Genomic DNA, 16,272 nt, shown 5'->3' on the forward strand with positions numbered 1-16,272 from the left:
CTCACGTATCTCAGCCTTGATCACCGCAGGAAAAGTGTTCCTGTCTCTGACTCGCTCAAGCAGGCGGCGACCCGTCCTCCGTAGCTTGCGGAGGGGGAAGAAGAGCCGAAAAGAAAAATAAAAACTTTCGGAGAGCAGAAAAACTGTGCGCTTGACAGATTTAAGCCATATCAACGACCCAAGCTCAGCGACCCGGCCCACGGGACGCGTGGATTGCAAACCCTAGCGCCATGCCGGGTTCGCTGCAGCGCATGGTTGAACCCAGCCGCTGCGCGGCGGACCGGGTGGCTGTTCGACGGGCGTTGCGAGTTCATGTCACCGGGTGGTTCTGATGTTTTTTGATTTGGCGGCGAGCGTGCTTCCGCATCCACGGGCACACTCGCCGCCCTATGACTAAAACTACGTGTCCCTCCATCGCAAAATTCGCGGACTTTGTCCAACTCAAAGATTATCGCCCGCCCACCAAGGACGAGTACGTCCGTTACGAGGAGGTGCGCATCGCCCCGCCGCAAACGTTGCCGCTGGTGTTGGCGCGCGAGCAGGTGGCGGCGTTGCTGGGCGCGGTGCAGCAAGCGCGCTATCGCACGGCCCTGACCTTGATCTATGGCACCGGGTTGCGCGTGGGCGAAGCGGTGCGCATTGAACTGCGCGATCTGCGCGACACGCACACCGAACATCCGCGCTTGCACGTGCGTTGCGGCAAGGGCGGCAAGGATCGCTACGTGCCGCTGGCCCCGGCGCTGGTGGTCCAACTGCGCGCGTGGTGGAAAACGCATCAGCATCCGGTCTTCCTCTTTCCGGGGCCGAGCAGCGGGTGGCGCGAACGGGCGCAACCGGCCGACGCCGCCCAACGCACCGAGCGGCACCTGAGTGTGAGCGCGGTGCAGAACACGTTTCGGCTGGCGCGGGCGGCGAGCGGAGTGCCGGCCGCGGCGACGGTGCATACGTTGCGGCACTGTTACGCGACGCATCTGCTGGAGGAGGGCGTGTCGCTGCGGTTGATCTCGCAATATCTGGGGCACGCGTCGCTGGAGACGACGTTGATCTACACGCACCTGACGCCCTTGAACGAGGCGCGCACGCGGGCGGCGCTGGAAGTCTTGCATCGGGCGGTGCGAGGGACGGTGGAGTGATGGGGTAATGGAGTGATGGGGTGCGGTAAGGGGACGTTCCCAACACTCCAGCACTCCAACCCGTGCTCCCCATGCTGGCGGAGATTCTAGCGGCCCACTGGCCGGCGTATGCGGCGCAGTTTGGACGGGCAATCCCACCCGAACAACACGCGGCGGTGCGGGCGATCCGGCGCTGTCGCACGGCGGCGCTGGGCGGGCAGTTGTATCGCTGCGACTGCGGCCGGGAGCATTACGCCTATCACTCCTGCAACCATCGCGCCTGTCCGCGTTGCGGGCGCGACGACGCGGCGGCGTGGCTGGAACAACAACGCGCGCGCCTGTTGCCGGTGCCCTACTTCCTGGTCACGCTCACCGTGCCGGAGCAACTGCGCGAACCCATTCGCGCGGCGATGAAGTCGTGGTATGGCGCGCTGTTGAAGGAAGGCGCGGGCGCGTTGCAGGACCTGGCCGCACAGCCCAAACATCTGGGGGCCGAACTGGGGATCACGGCGGTGCTGCAAACCTGGACGCGGGATTTGCGGTATCATCCGCACGTGCATCTGCTCTTGCCCGGCGGCGGGCTGACGGCCAATCAACTGCGCTGGGTGCGCGTCAAAGACCCGGCGTTCTTCCTGCCGCAAGTCAAACTGGCGGCGCGCTTCAAGGGGCGGCTCAAAGCGTGGTTGCAAGCCCAACACCCGGACCTCTTCGCGCGCGTACCGGCCAAGGTGTGGTGGATCAAATGGGTGGCGGACATTCAACCCGTCGGCAGCGGCGAAGCCGCGTTGCAATACCTGGCGGCGTATCTGTGCCGCCCGCCGCTGCACGAAAGCCAGTTGGAAAGTTGGGACGCGCAGCACGTGACGTTTCGTTACCGGGAAAACGGCGGGACGCCAAAGCGTTGCACCGTCAGCGGCGGCGAGTTCGTGCGGCGCTTTTTGCAACACGTGTTGCCCAAAGGTTTTCAACGCGTGCGCCATTACGGCTGGTTGGGCGCCGCGGCGCAGCGCAAGCGCGAACGCATCGGCGCGCTGCTGGACTGGCGCGCGCCCGCTCCGCCACCCGCAACCCTCAACGCTCAACCTCCCCAGTGTCCGGGCTGCGGGAAAACGATGAGGTTGATCGGCCAGTTGGCGCGCAAGCCGCCGTGAGGGCGCGGCAAGTTGAGAGTTGAAAGTTGAGAGTTGAGTGGAACGGGCGCCGTCATTGCGAAGCGGCGGCGCGCGGACGGGCGGGATGTGCTCACGCGGGCGCAAACCGCGCCGCCGGAGCGTCCGCCACCGCGGACGGGGCCACGAACCAACGCGCCACGGACCCTTGGAACAGCGCAAGGCCGGGCGGCGGGACGCAACGGCGGCGGAAAGCGCCACCAACGCGCCGATGGCCGGAAACAGACGGCCAAAGCAAAAGGCAAGGCGGACGACGCACGAACCTTCGACGGGCGGGTTCAACAACGGATGGCAAGGACGCTCCGCGCGATCACACCCCACAGCAAGGTCACCTCACCGGCGCGCTCCGGTCCTTGCCATCCTTTGGTGATTGGACGCTCCGCGCGATCACACCCCACAGCAAGGTCACCTCACCGGCGCGCTCCGGTCCTTGCCATCCTTTGGTGATTAGGGGCTCCGAAAACGGGTTTCTCCCCACGTTTACTCAAGAATTGTCAACCACAATAAGGCGAGCCAGTTCATTTCATACACCCCAACTAATGGTGGTTTGAGACCGGAAAAAGCTGAAATAAACATTGTGCCTTTGGGTGGTTTTTTTTACTATTTTCACCGACCTGTCAGCGGACAGAATCTGGCGCTGACGAGATTGAATTTATGCCGAATGATGCTGATGTAATCGAAGAGAAAAGAGCACCGTCGAGTACGGCGGTGAAGTCGGACTACGGCTCCGCCCAGCTCGGAAAATTGGAGGGACTTGAGGCCGTCCGTAAAAAACCCGGCATGTACATCGGCGGCACGGACGAACGGGCTTTGCATCATTGCGTGAGCGAAGTGCTGGATAATTCCGTGGACGAACATCTCGCCGGGCACTGTGACAAAATCGAGGTGACGATCCATGTGGACGGCTCAATTTCGATCCACGACAACGGGCGCGGCATCCCCGTGGATATTCATCCCCAATACAAGATTCCCGGCGTAGAGATGGTGCTGACAACATTGCACTCCGGTGGCAAATACGGGCAGGGCGGCTACAAGTTTTCCGGTGGCACGCACGGTGTCGGGGCCAAGTGCGTCAACGCAGTGAGTGAATGGTTCGAGGTTGAAGTCTCCCGCGACGGGCAGGTGCATCACATGGAATTCGAGCGCGGCAAAACGACGAAGAAGCTCGAAGTCATCGGCAAAGCCAAGGACACGGGTACGCTCATCACCTTCATGCCGGACCCGGAGATATTCCGCGACACGGTTGAATTCAAATCAGACATCATCGCCCAACGGTTGCGCGAGCTGGCATTCCTTAATTCGGGACTGGAAATTGTTTTTGCCGACGAGCGCAAGCCCGATGCCGAGCCGGAGCGGTTTTATTACAAGAACGGCGTCGAGGAGTTCGTCAAGCAACTCAACAAGAACAAAGAACCTTTGCATCCCAAGCCGATTGCGTTTCGGAAAGAGACGAAAGAGAAATTGGACGACAAGGATATTGAAGTCCACGTCGAAGTCGTGATGCAATACAACGACAGCTACAACGACCAGGTTCTCTGCTACACGAACACGATTCACAATCCCGACGGCGGCGCGCACCTCTCCGGCTTCCGCAGCGCCTTGACGCGGGCGATCAATCAATATGCGAAGTCAAACGAGTTGCTGAAGGAGAAAGATCCGCAGATCACGGGCGACGATGTGCGCGAAGGGTTGACCGCAGTGATTTCGGTCAAGCACAGCGACCCGAAATTTGAATCGCAAACGAAGGTGAAACTGCTTTCACCCGAAGTCGAGAGCATCGTCGGTTCGGTCGCTTATGAAGGGCTGATGAGCTACTTCGACGCGAACCCGCCCATCGCGAAGCGCATCGTGGACAAAGGATTGAACGCCGCGCGCGCGAGAGAAGCCGCTCGCAAAGCCCGCGAGGCCGTGCGGAAGAGCGCTCTGACCGGCGGCGGATTGCCGGGCAAACTCGCTGATTGTTCCGACCGCGATCCGGAGAACACGGAGCTTTACATTGTCGAGGGTGATTCCGCCGGCGGTTCCGCAAAACAGGGGCGCGACCGAAAGTTTCAGGCGATTCTGCCGATTCGCGGCAAGCTCATCAACGTGGAGAAGGCGAGGCTCGACAAGGTGCTTCAGAACAATGAAATCCGCACGATGATCACCGCCATCGGGACAGGAATCGGTGATGGCGAGGGCGAAGGCGCGTTTAATTTGGAAAAACTGCGTTACCATAAGATCATCATCATGACCGACGCCGACGTGGACGGTTCGCACATCCGCACGCTGCTACTCACGTTTTTTTACCGACAGATGCCACAACTCGTGAAACAGGGTTTTGTGTACATCGCCCAGCCGCCGCTTTATTCAATCACGCGCAAGAAGCGCACCGACTACATTGACGACGACGTGCAACTCAACCGCATCCTGCTGCAAAATGGCACCGAGGAAGTGAAGTTGAAGAATCTCGCCGACGGACGCGAGTTCACCCCCAAGCAGCTCGAAGAAATACTCATGCTCCTCGAATCGCTCGACAAACATGTCACTTACATCCGTCGGCTCGGCGGTGACTTTGCAGACTATGTCGAGAAACGCGCGAAAGATGGCACCCTGCCGCAATTTATGGTAAAGGTCCGATCGGGCAACGACGAGACCGTCCATTATTTTCTGAGCAACGAGGAAGTGGAAGAGTTCAAGCTGGCCAACGGAGACCTTTTCGGGACGGATACGGAGGTGGAACGCCGCAAGGACGGCCCGACCCGCCGGGCGAAGGTTTCCGATTTGCATTTGGAGAGTAAAGCCATCGCGGACTTGCTCGGCAAACTCGCGAAGAAAGGCCTGGCCGTTGATCATTATTCAGCACAAGACAAGCCGCTCTTTGAGTTGATCGAAGGCGAAGGCGAGCGGGCGACGGTCACTCCCTTGTTTTCCATTCCCGAAATCCTCAACGGCGTGAAAGCCGTGGGCAAGAAAGGCATTCAGATGTATCGCTTCAAAGGTTTGGGGGAAATGGACGCGAAAGAACTGTTCGAAACCACCATGAACCCGGCCAAGCGCAAGTTGCTTCGCATCGAACTGACCGATGCCGTCGAAGCAGAGGAGATGTTTGTGCGCCTCATGGGCGACGAAGTCGAGCCGCGCCGACAGTTCATTGAGGACAACGCGCTAAACGTGCGGAATCTGGACGTGTGAGAAAAGAGTTGACGCATGTAGTCACATGAGACTACATTGCTCGCATGAAAGTGAAACAAAGAATCACATACAAGCCGGTCAAGTCAACCGCACCGGCGGTTTTGCGCGACGCAGCGGTGGCGGATTGGGGGCGAGTCGTCACCGTCCGTGATGCGAAGGCGCACTTGTCGGCGCTGCTGGAGTGGGTCGCATCCGGACACGAGTTGACCATCACGAGCGACGGCCAACCCAAGGCCAAACTCATCAGCGCCAAAGCGTCCAAGCCCAGGAAAGTTTTCGCGGGCATGGGAGATTACCTGTTGAAGCAGCCGGTGCATGGCGGACCGACCGCGGATGAAATCATCCGCGCAGAGCGTGACTCACGGCCCTGACGATGTATCTCGACAGCGCCATCATTGTGAAGCTGCTTGTGCGCGAGGAAGACTCCCCGTGGTTCGACCGCAATGTTCGCGACCACGAGTTGTGGTCTTCCGAGTTGGCGCTGGCCGAAGTGCATTCGGCCATTCTGATCAAGGAACGCAAGGGGCTGGTTTCCGTGGCCGAACGGAAATCTGCCTTCTCTCGCTTCGAGGAAATGCACGATACCGAAGTGCTGCAGTTTCATCCCTTGAGTTCGGGTGTGGTCCGACATGCCGCCGGGCTTTTGACCATTTGCCATCCTGACGTGGCGTTGCGTTCGCTGGATGCCATTCATCTCGCGACCGCGATGATGCATCCGCGCGGGGCGATGTGCGCCACGGATGGGAAATTGCGCGCCGCCGCGAAAAGAATGGGTGTGTCCTGTTTCCCGGAAGAAATTTCTGAAATCGTAACCGACTAGACCTTCATGCCAGACGAAACCGAACCTAATCAGCCGCCGCAACAACCTAGCGGTGGCGCTTACTCGCAGGGAGAAAAGATCTCGAAGATCAACGTCGCGGACGAGATCAAGAATTCATTCCTCGACTATTCGATGTCGGTCATCATCTCACGCGCGCTTCCGGACGTGCGCGACGGCCTCAAACCCTCGCAGCGCCGCATCCTTTACGCAATGGAGCAACTTTCGCTTTTCCCTGGGCGAAAGCACATGAAGTGCGCGAAAATATGTGGTCAAACTTCCGGCGACTACCACCCGCATGGCGAAGCCGTGATTTATCCGACGCTCGTTCACATGGCGCAGCCGTGGGCGATGCGCGAGAAGCTCGTGGACGGCAAGGGCAACTTCGGCTCGGTCGAAAATGATCCGCCCGCGGCGATGCGTTACACCGAGGCACGGCTCACGCATCTCGGCGCGGCGTTGATGCAAGACATGGACAAGGATACGGTGGATTACGTCTCAAATTACGACGAGCGTCTCACTGAACCGTCAGTTCTTCCCGCCGCGTTTCCCAACCTGCTCGTCAACGGCGGCACTGGCATCGCCGTCGGCATGGCCACGAACATGCCGCCCCACAACCTCGGCGAAGTCATTGACGGCATCTGCGCGCAGATTGACAACCCGGACATCACGATCCCGCAGTTGATGAAGTTCATCAAAGGCCCGGACTTTCCAACCGGCGGCTTCATTTGCGGCGTGGAGGGGATCAAGAATTATTTCGAGACGGGCAAAGGCAGCGTCAAGCTTCGCGGGCGCATCGGCGTCGAGGAGATGAAAGGCAGCCGCGAACAACTCGTCATCACGGAGATTCCGTTCAACGTGAATCGTGCCGGGCTGGAAGAACAGATCGCCAATCTGGTCAACGAAAAAGTCGTCACGGAAATTTCCGCGATGCGCAACGAGTCGGACGAACAGTGCCGGCTCGTGATTGAGTTGAAGCGCGAGGGCATCCCGAAGGTTGTCATCGCGAATCTTTTCAAGCACACGCAACTGGAGATCTCGTTCAGCGTCAACGCGCTGGCGATCGATCATGGCCGGCCCAAGACCCTCAATCTCAAGGTGATGATCCAGTGCTATATCGAGCATCGCCGTGAGGTCATCCTGCGTCGCACCCGCTTCGAATTGCGCAAAGCCGAGGAGCGCGCGGAGTTGCTGGAGGGCTACATCGCTGCTCTGTCGAACCTCGACGAATTCATCCGCATCATCCGTTCGAGCAAGACCCGCGACGAAGCGAAGATCAAGCTGCTGGCGTTTGAATGGGCGCGATCTCAGGTCGAGAAGTGGGGTATCCTGATTCGCAGCGAAGCCCGTCTGATCAACGGTCGCTACGCGTTGACTGAACGCCAGGTGGACGCGATTCTTGAACTGCAACTCTACCGCCTAACCGGATTGGAAATCAGCAAGGTTGACCATGAGTACAAGGCGCTGCTCGAAACGATCAAGGACCTCCTCGACATCCTGGCGAAGGAATCGCGCGTGATGACGATCATCAAGCAGGAGCTTCAGGCCATCAAAGCAAAGCACGCCACGCCACGCAAAACCGAGATCGTGCCCGACGAAGGCGAGATCGCCATCGAAGACCTCATCGTCAACGAGGGCGTCATCATCACGCTCACGCACAACGGGCTGATCAAGCGCACGAATGTCAGTTCCTATCGCGCGCAACGTCGCGGTGGCAAGGGCGTCATCGGCATGACCACGCGCGAAGGCGAGACCGCCGAAGACACAGACTTCGTCGAACATCTCTTTACGGCCAGCACGCACGATTACCTAATGTTCTTCACTAACACCGGTCGCGTCTATGTGGAGCGCGTGCATGAAATTCCGGACATGGGCCGCGCCGCCAAAGGCCGGAGCATCGCCAACCTTCTCGAACTCAAGACGGGTGAAAAAGTTGCCGCATTGATTCGCGTCGTTGCCAAGTCCGGCAAGAACAACGAAGACATCACCTGGGAACAACCGGATTTTCTCTTCTTCGCCACTCAACAGGGAACGGTCAAGAAAACCGCGCTCTCCGAGTTCGCCAACATCCGCAAGGGCGGCATCATTGCCATCGGCATCGACCCCGGCGATGCGCTGATTGAAGTGAAGCTGACCAGCGGCCACAACGAAGTCGTCCTCATCACCCACGATGGCCAGAGCATTCGTTTTTCGGAAGAGGATGTGCGCTCGATGGGACGCCCGGCGACCGGCGTGCGCGGCATCAACCTCGAAAAGGGCGACGCGGTGGTCGCGCTCGCCATCGTTGTGCCGGATGCGACATTGCTCGTGGCGGGCGAGAACGGCATCGGCAAACGCACCGCGTTCGATGAATATCGCGTCCAATCGCGCGGGGGCAAAGGCATCATCACCATGAAGACCGGCGAGAAAACCGGCGCGGTCGTAGGCGCGCTCACCGTCCGCGACGCCGACGAAATCATGCTCATCACCGTCGGCGGCCAGATGGTGCGCATTCCGGTGCAAGGCATTCGTGAGGCCGGGCGAAACACCCAGGGTGTCAAGCTCATCAACCTTGATTCAGGGGACAAGCTTCAGGCGATCGCGTCGGTCATCAGCGAGGAGAAGGAAGAGGGCGAAGCCGAGACAACTGCGACATGACCCAGTCCAAGTCTTTCAAGAAGAGCACAACGGAGACTGCAAGCAAAAGGAAATGCAGCTTGTGTATTTACTGATCTGACCTCCTTCTTCCCAACAGGAAGTAAGACCAACGACACCATGAGAATCATCAGCTATCTAAGGAAATGGACTAGGCCAAAAGCGCCCGATGCTGATGCAGCAGCTCAAAAGGAGAAGCCATCCATAATTCTCAAAAGCGTCGCCAGCATGTGTAAGAAGTCCGTAAAGAAACTTACCGCAGATGATCTTGCGCACGTAGATAGATTACTCCTTGAGTGGAAGCAGATCACAGACGAAGATGCAGTTAATCTGGAAAAGTTGAGTAACCTGAAATTACTCGATCTGCAGCACACCCGCATCACCAACGCCGCGCTCGCGCATGTGGAAAAGTTGGCCGCCCTACAGACGCTATCGTTGGCGGGAACAAGGATCAACAACAAGGGGCTGATACATTTGGGGAAACTCGCCAGTCTGCAATGGCTTGACCTGTCATGGACGAAAATCACCTACGAGGGGCTGGCACACCTGCGATGCCTTGCCAGCCTGCAATCGCTCGCGCTAAATAACGTTAAGCCGACCCGCGACGGTCTGGCCCATCTGCATGATATGACCCGCTTGCAAGGGCTTGCACTTGGAGGTCCAGAGGTGTCGGACACCGTTTTGAAGCCTTTGGAGAATCTTTCCCATTTACAAGAGCTTCACGTCACGGGCAGAAAAATCACCGACGCCGGCTTGAAGCACCTCGAAGGTCTCAAATGCCTTAAGACACTGGTTTTCACAGGACCAAAAATCAGTGATGAAGGTTTGGTTTGCTTGGAAAAGCTCACGAATTTGGAAACGCTCCAATTGTCGTTTACACCAATCACCGACGCGGGATTGAGGCACATGAGGAATCTTACAAATTTAAGATCGTTGACTCTCTATGATACGATGGTTGCTGACGACGGGCTGTTATATTTGGCGAAACTTCCAAGGCTAAACCATCTCGTCTTGAGGCGGACAAAAGTTACGGACGCCGGTTTAAAGCATTTGGGAGCGCTCGTCAATCTGGAACAGCTTGGTTTGTCAGAGACACAGATCACCGATGCTGGACTTGAGCATCTTGGAAGGTTAGCCAACCTAAAGGTTCTGGATTTGGAGGGCACACGAGTCACAAACAACGGGCTGGCTCATTTGGCAGGGCTAACCAATTTGCAAGATCTCAATGTGGCGAGTACGCAAGTAACTCGTAGTGGGCTTGAGAAGTATCCGCAATTGAACAGGAAAGCGGAATTTAAGCCCCTAATAGAATATGAATCCGAGCGCGGCAGCCCCACATAAAAGTTCGATCCTGTCCTGCGTATTGACACAGAGCCAGCGAAGCGCCGGATAACTATTTTTCTGAACCTAAGGACGAACATGATCTCAATTCAATGCTCCCGTGCAACTGCTGCCGGCGCCCGCCGTGCAGGCCAGACAATGAAAACCGGTCTGGACGATCTGGTTTTCCACTTGAGTCGGAGAAACGTCCCACAGATAAAGCGGCCGGCCATTCGTCACCTGCATGTTGAGCATCTGGTTGAAGTCGCAATCGTAAAGTTCGCCGCGATAACCGACGCTCAGTGTCGTGCGGCACATCAGACCTGACACGGTGGCGGGATTAAAACTGTTCGCCAGCAACTCGAGATACTCATCCCATTTTCCTTGCTCGCGAAGGTCTTCGGCAAACCGCGCAATCGGCTGGTTCGTGACGGTGTAAAGCTGGTTGAACACAATTCCAAACTCACGCTGCAACACTTCCTTGTAGTCGGTTTCCAGTTCGGTTTGCGGCGCAGGCAACGTTGCGCCCAGTGGATTATAGACGAGATTCAACGTTAGCTTTGTTCCGTAACCCACCGCGTTCAGCTTTCGCAATGCGGAGATGCTCTTTTCAAAAACGCCGTTGCCACGCTGCTTGTTGACGTTGTCTTTCGAATAACAGGGGAGAGAGGCGATCACTTCGACTTCGTGCTCCGCCAGGTATTCGGGCAAATAGCCGTGGCCGGTCGTTTCAATGACGGTCAGATTGTTGCGGTCGATGACATGTGACCCCACGGACCGCGCGGTCTCCACGAAATAACGGAAGAACTCGCTCAACTCCGGTGCGCCGCCGGTGAGATCCACAATCGGCGGGCGATGCTCCTGAATCCAGCGGCCCACACGATGCGCGGTCGTTTCGTCAATCATCTCCGTGCGCCAGGGCGCGGCATCGACGTGGCAATGGCGGCAGGTTTGATTGCATTTGCGCCCGACGTTGAGTTGCAACGTTTGCAACGCGGCGCGCTGAAGGGTCAATCCATGTTCAGCCAGTTTTTGGTCGAACTTATTCATGGCAATGCAAAATGATACACGAGCGGAATTGCTGATGCATCTGATTTGTTCCGCAGTGTTGGAGTTCAAGCTTTAGCTTGCCGTTTGGATCGAGTTTCGTTGGCGGATTTCCTGAACAAGCTAAAGCTTGAACTCCAGCGCTGCGGCGACGACTCGCTTTGCAACCTTGCGGGTTTGTGTTGCAATCAGGCCAAGTGGATTTGCAAAAACTCATCATTTTCATCAAAGCGCCACGGCGGGGCGAGGTCAAAACCCGCCTGGCCAGAGACATCGGCGATGAGGCCGCTTGCGAAGCTTACTGCACGTTGGTCGATACGTTGTTGAACCAGTTGGCCGAATTGCCGGAGGTAGAACTGCGTGTTACTCCGGATGACGCGAGCGCTGAGATCAAACCGTGGCTGCGAAGCAATTGGCAGTTGCGACCGCAAGGGCAGGGGAGTTTGGGCGAACGGTTGCAAACCGCTTTTACCGATTCCTTCAATCGTGGTGCTGAGCGCGTGGTCATCATCGGGTCGGACTGTCCGTTTATTACCGCGGACGACATTCACGATGCCTGGACTGCCTTGCACGATAGCGAGGTCGTCATCGGACCGGCCTGTGATGGCGGTTACTGGTTGATTGGATTGCGCCAATTACAGCCGACATTGTTCGATGGCATTGCCTGGAGCACGGAAACCGTTTTTCGGGAGACGCTGCAACGGGCCGAGGCGGCCAGGTTGCGCGTCCAGGTTCTGCGTGAATTGAGCGATGTGGATACTGAAGCCGACTGGCGCGCCTTCCTGGCGGCCACTCCGGAAGCCTGACAGGCCTCTCAGTCTGACAGCGTTCGCCAAGGTTGGGAGTGATGAGCAGGTGACTGGTGAAGAATCTGGTCGAGCACGGAAGTGGTTTGCTCGGCCCGGTGGTGAATGGATTCGATGGCATCCTCAAGCTCGTCGCGGGTGATGGGCAGAATGGACGACAAATAATCCAGCCCGCCACGCTCTGCGAATTCGCGCAGGCGGCGATGTTTCAAGGTTGCGTCGGTGAGTCGATCGTCGGGCGTGCCGATCAATCCAATCAAAGCGCCGTCCCGCGTGTCTCGATGATCCAGCCAGGATTCGATCCAGGCAGTCGTCGTGGCGGACAATTCTCCTTCGGCATGGGTTGAGAAAATAATCAAATCCGCGTTCATCGCCGACCACGCCGCCTCGCGGGCCATCGTCGAATCTGCGAGATAGGTTTCGCGCCACCAATTGAAATCAAACTCCACCTCCGCCCAGAATTGTTGGACCAATTCGTCGCACACCGCCAGCGCCCGGTCGCGGGTGACCGTGTCTTCATACACCACCACGACTGCCCAGTTCTCGCCCGGCCCGGACTGAATTGCATTTTCTTCCAGCTTTGTTTCCACTTTTTTTGAAACCAGGGAACGTTGCGCTTTCCGCGATATTTTTCTGAGTGCTGCCAAATGTGAACGACGAATAAGGGCAAACTCGACCCGCCGAGAGTTTAAGCAAGAAAAAGTTATTCACTTCTTATTCACGACAGAGTGACGATGGTATTGCGCCGTGAAAAGTGATCGTTGATGCTTGATTCGCCTCACTGTGCAAGTGGCGTCAAGGTGCCAGGCGTTCAATCAACCAGCGGCCATCGGATTGTTTGGTGTAAAGAAACCGATCATGCAGCCGACTCGGACGTCCCTGCCAGAATTCAATGCGCGTGGGGGACAACACGTAGCCGCCCCAGTACGGCGGCGGCGGCACGTCTTCATTGGGATATTTCGCCGCAAGCTGTTGAAACTTTTCCTCCAGGAGTTGCCGATGACTCACGATTTCGCTTTGGCGCGACACCCATGCCGCGAGCCGGCTGCCGATGGGCCGCGTTTTGAAATACGCCTCCGATTCTGCGCGCGACACCTTGCTCACCACGCCGCCGACGCAGACCTGCCGTTCCAGGTCCGGCCAGTAGAATACCAAGGCTGCCTGTGGGTTTTCATCCAGGTCTCGCCCCTTTGGACCTTCATATTGGGAAAAGAAAACAAAACCACGCGCATCCACACCTTTCAGCAAGACCATCCGTGCCGCCGGCCGGCCATCCTTGCTCGCCGTAGCCAGCGTCATGGCATTGGCTTCGACGGAAGTCTCGCCTCGCACGGCTTGAAACCATTTGTAAGTGGCAATCCCGAAGCGCCGGAGGATTCCGGCGGGCGATTTGGTCTCCAGTGCCTGTTGAAACCACTTGCCGAATTGGGCCATCGGATCGGGGTTCAAGTCGGCGCGCCTGAGGCTGCCCACATCGTATTCTCTTCGCAAGTCGGCAATGGACATAAAATTGTTTCGGCCTGGCGCTGCTGCTACAGAAACGTGCAGATGTATTCGCAGAGGCCCGATTTGACTTCGATTTCAAATCCGGACTGGCCCGGCAACTCGAAGATTTGACCGGCGGTGTAGCGGTCTGTTTTGGATTGGCCGTCAACTTTCACAGAGCATTGGCCGGCGACGATTTCCATTCCCTCAGCCTTGTCGGTGTTGAAATGATACTTGCCCGGATAGATGAGGCCCAAAGTCTTTTTGGTGCCGTCGTGCAAAAACAAGTTGTGACTCACGACTTTGCCATCGAAGTAAACATTGGCCTTGGTGATGGCGGTGACGCCGGCGATTTCTTCTGGGATAGATGACATAGTGCCTTGAGTTTTTGGAATGGGAGAGAAATGTCAAGGTATGTGTGGTGAAATTGAAGCAAAGCGCACGAGGCGCGCAACTGCGTTGGAGTTCAAGCTTCAGCTTGCTCGGGACGCACGCTGAAGCGTGAACTCCAGCCTGCGCGCGACTAACCTAAGTCGGCGCGGACAATATTTGCGCCCAGCACAAGCGACTTGAGTTTATTGCTGGCGCAGAAGCGCGGCAGTTGTTTCATGCCGCAATCGGTGGTCAACGTCACTCGCTCGGCGGGAACGTATTCGAGCACTTTGCGGATGCGCGCCGCCACTTGTTCCGGCGCTTCAATCTCCAGCGTGCGCACGTCGATGACACCGGCGGCGATGGATTTGTCCTTTGGCAAGTCGCGCAGGATGTCGGTGTCGGCCATGTCGCGACAGGCGAAGTCGAGGACGTATTCGTGAACGTGAACATCAAAGTAGCGATAGAGGATACTCCGGTAGCCGCCGGCGGTGAATCCATGTGCGATGTTGCCCCAGGTGTTGCCGAGACAAAAATGCCAGGAGATGCGCGCCTCGACGCCCGCCACGGTGCGGTTCACGATGTCGATCACCCAGGGGAAATCCTTTTCGCCGGTCAGATTGGGAATCCACGCACCGAGGTCTTCGAGTTGGATGTGTTTCGCCCCGGCAGCAACGAGCGATTTCATTTCCGCGTTGAAGATTTCGCTGAGCGCGTAGGCGAGGTCGTGATAATTCTTGTAAGGCCCACCTTTGAAATGCGCCATGGTGGAGAGTTGCGCTGGCCCGGCGCCGACGCAGCATTTGATCGGCTTCTGGGTGAAGGCTTGCGCGATTTCGTAAAGTTGCACGAGGCGCAACGGGCCGGCCTGGATCTTATCCAGCACGGCGACGCCGCCGACCTCGTCTAGCATCGGCACATCGACGCCGGCGGCCTTGGAACGGGAAGGGTGGGGGAGCTTGGCCGGATCAAAGCCGCGGATGCGCTCGAACCAGTACCAAAGAAATGAGCCGATGCCCATGCTGTAGTCGTCGAACCACATCTGGCCGTCCGTCAGAATGTCCAGGCCGGCGGCTTCCTCGTCCGCAATGACGGTGCGTACGGCGTCGGTGAACGCTTCGTGATGTCGGCGGTCTTTGAGCGCGTCGAGCAGATCGCGCCCCGCGAGTTGTTGAGTGAACCATGAAGGTCGCGGATACGAACCGACCATGGTTGTGGGAAGGAGCGGAATGTTCATATCAGTTGAGGGCGAGGCGCGTGATGCGCTTCTTCTCGATCGCCAGGCACGCGGTCTTGCTGCCGGAGCGAACGAGATTGATCAAGCTCGCAAAGCGCGCGTCCTTGGTCAACCCTTGTTTGTAGCGGGCGTAAATCTGTTGCACGATGACGGCGATTTTGAACAGGGCATAGGCATAATAGAACACAGCATTGCTTACCGTGCGCCCGCTTTTGTGAACGTAGCGTTCGAGCAATTGTTCACGATTCAAATTGCCCGGCCACGTCGTCATGCCGAACGATTGCTTCTGCCAATCCTCCGGATCGTCGGGATCGACCCAGTAGCCCAACGTCGAACCCAAATCCATCAGCGGATCGCCGATGGTCGCCATTTCCCAGTCGAGCACAGCTTTGATCTGGGATACATCCTGTGGATTGAGAACCAAGTTGTCGTATTTGTAATCGTTGTGAATCAAGCAGCCGCCGGCCTCCGCCGGTTTGTGTTCGACGAGCCAACTGGCGATGCGCTGCATTTCAGGAATATCATCGGTCCGGGCATTTAGATAACGCTTGATCCAGCCTTCGACCTGGCGCGTGACGTAGCCTTCCGGTTTTCCCAGATCGCCAAGACCAGCCGCGACATAATCGACACCGTGAATCTGAGCCAGATTGTCGATGAAATGTTCGGAAATTTGCCGCATCAATGCCGGCGTCAACTCAAGACCCTCCGGCGGCTTTGCGCGCAGGATGATGCCCTTGACTCGTTCCATGATGTAGAACGGCGCGCCCAATACGGATTCATCCTCACAATAGGCGAGGGGACGTGGAACTTTCGGATAGACAGCGATGAGATGCGAAAGGATGCGATACTCCCGTCCCATGTCGTGAGCGGTTTTGATTTTTGCGCCGAACGGCGGGCGACGCAAAACGAGTTCCTGTTCACCGACGCGCAACAGGTAGGTCAGATTGGAATAACCCTTTGGAAACTGAGTGATTTCCATGTCGCCGGACAATTCGGGCAGGGTGTGCTGCAAGTAGGTTTCCAGCTTGCTGGCGTCCAGCTCTTCGCCCGGTCGCGTCTTCTGCGGTTGATCGAGCAGTTCGGTCGGCATAGTCACGCG

The 16,272-nt window shown here is 57.5% G+C and carries 14 protein-coding genes; 8 read left to right on the forward strand and 6 right to left on the reverse strand.

What is annotated here, in order from left to right:
- Positions 1-389: 389 nt before the first annotated feature.
- The 7 genes from HY298_12995 to HY298_13025 all read left to right on the forward strand — a co-directional run bounded on the left by HY298_12995 (position 390) and on the right by HY298_13025 (position 10,247).
- Entirely contained in the window at positions 390-1,133 is a 744-nt protein-coding gene (locus HY298_12995) for a tyrosine-type recombinase/integrase (GenBank protein ID MBI3851172.1), read from the forward strand.
- Positions 1,134-1,195: 62 nt separating this feature from the next.
- Positions 1,196-2,263 (forward strand): transposase, encoded by a 1,068-nt coding sequence (locus HY298_13000; GenBank protein ID MBI3851173.1) that lies wholly within the window; start codon positions 1,196-1,198, stop codon positions 2,261-2,263.
- A gap of 672 nt (positions 2,264-2,935) precedes the next feature.
- Entirely contained in the window at positions 2,936-5,455 is a 2,520-nt protein-coding gene (gene gyrB, locus HY298_13005; GenBank protein ID MBI3851174.1) for a DNA topoisomerase (ATP-hydrolyzing) subunit B, read from the forward strand.
- A 44-nt stretch (positions 5,456-5,499) separates the two neighbouring features.
- Positions 5,500-5,826 carry a type II toxin-antitoxin system prevent-host-death family antitoxin gene (locus HY298_13010; protein ID MBI3851175.1) on the forward strand — a complete coding sequence of 109 codons (327 nt, stop codon included), beginning with the start codon at positions 5,500-5,502 and terminating at the stop codon, positions 5,824-5,826.
- 2 nt (positions 5,827-5,828) lie between these two features.
- Positions 5,829-6,275: a type II toxin-antitoxin system VapC family toxin gene (locus HY298_13015; GenBank protein ID MBI3851176.1), complete on the forward strand. Its 447-nt coding sequence runs from the start codon at positions 5,829-5,831 to the stop codon at positions 6,273-6,275.
- Between the two features lie 6 nt (positions 6,276-6,281).
- Positions 6,282-8,909, forward strand: a complete 2,628-nt coding sequence (gyrA, locus tag HY298_13020; GenBank protein MBI3851177.1) for a DNA gyrase subunit A — start codon at positions 6,282-6,284, stop codon at positions 8,907-8,909.
- A gap of 117 nt (positions 8,910-9,026) precedes the next feature.
- On the forward strand, positions 9,027-10,247 hold the full coding sequence (locus tag HY298_13025; protein MBI3851178.1) for a hypothetical protein: 1,221 nt from the start codon (positions 9,027-9,029) through the stop codon (positions 10,245-10,247).
- Between the two features lie 84 nt (positions 10,248-10,331).
- On the opposite strand, the gene arsS is transcribed toward HY298_13025, so the two are convergent.
- The gene (arsS, locus tag HY298_13030) at positions 10,332-11,276 is read right to left on the reverse strand and encodes an arsenosugar biosynthesis radical SAM protein ArsS (GenBank protein ID MBI3851179.1); all 945 of its coding nucleotides are present in this window, start codon (positions 11,274-11,276) and stop codon (positions 10,332-10,334) included.
- Between the two features lie 176 nt (positions 11,277-11,452).
- Between arsS and HY298_13035 the strand changes: the two genes are divergently transcribed.
- Positions 11,453-12,079 carry a TIGR04282 family arsenosugar biosynthesis glycosyltransferase gene (locus tag HY298_13035; GenBank protein MBI3851180.1) on the forward strand — a complete coding sequence of 209 codons (627 nt, stop codon included), beginning with the start codon at positions 11,453-11,455 and terminating at the stop codon, positions 12,077-12,079.
- 8 nt (positions 12,080-12,087) lie between these two features.
- Here HY298_13035 and HY298_13040 read toward each other — a convergent pair whose 3' ends face one another.
- From HY298_13040 to HY298_13060, 5 genes are all read right to left on the reverse strand, one after another.
- Entirely contained in the window at positions 12,088-12,669 is a 582-nt protein-coding gene (locus tag HY298_13040) for a hypothetical protein (GenBank protein MBI3851181.1), read from the reverse strand.
- Between the two features lie 205 nt (positions 12,670-12,874).
- Entirely contained in the window at positions 12,875-13,585 is a 711-nt protein-coding gene (gene pdxH / locus HY298_13045; GenBank protein ID MBI3851182.1) for a pyridoxamine 5'-phosphate oxidase, read from the reverse strand.
- Between the two features lie 26 nt (positions 13,586-13,611).
- Positions 13,612-13,938, reverse strand: a complete 327-nt coding sequence (locus HY298_13050) for a pyrimidine/purine nucleoside phosphorylase (GenBank protein ID MBI3851183.1) — start codon at positions 13,936-13,938, stop codon at positions 13,612-13,614.
- Positions 13,939-14,087: 149 nt separating this feature from the next.
- Positions 14,088-15,173, reverse strand: coding sequence for a hypothetical protein (locus HY298_13055; GenBank protein MBI3851184.1), 1,086 nt, complete (start codon positions 15,171-15,173; stop codon positions 14,088-14,090).
- Position 15,174: 1 nt separating this feature from the next.
- On the reverse strand, positions 15,175-16,263 hold the full coding sequence (locus tag HY298_13060; GenBank protein MBI3851185.1) for a phosphotransferase family protein: 1,089 nt from the start codon (positions 16,261-16,263) through the stop codon (positions 15,175-15,177).
- Positions 16,264-16,272: the final 9 nt, after the last annotated feature.

The organism is Verrucomicrobiota bacterium (assembly GCA_016200005.1).
GTDB lineage: Bacteria > Verrucomicrobiota > Verrucomicrobiia > Limisphaerales > PALSA-1396 > PALSA-1396.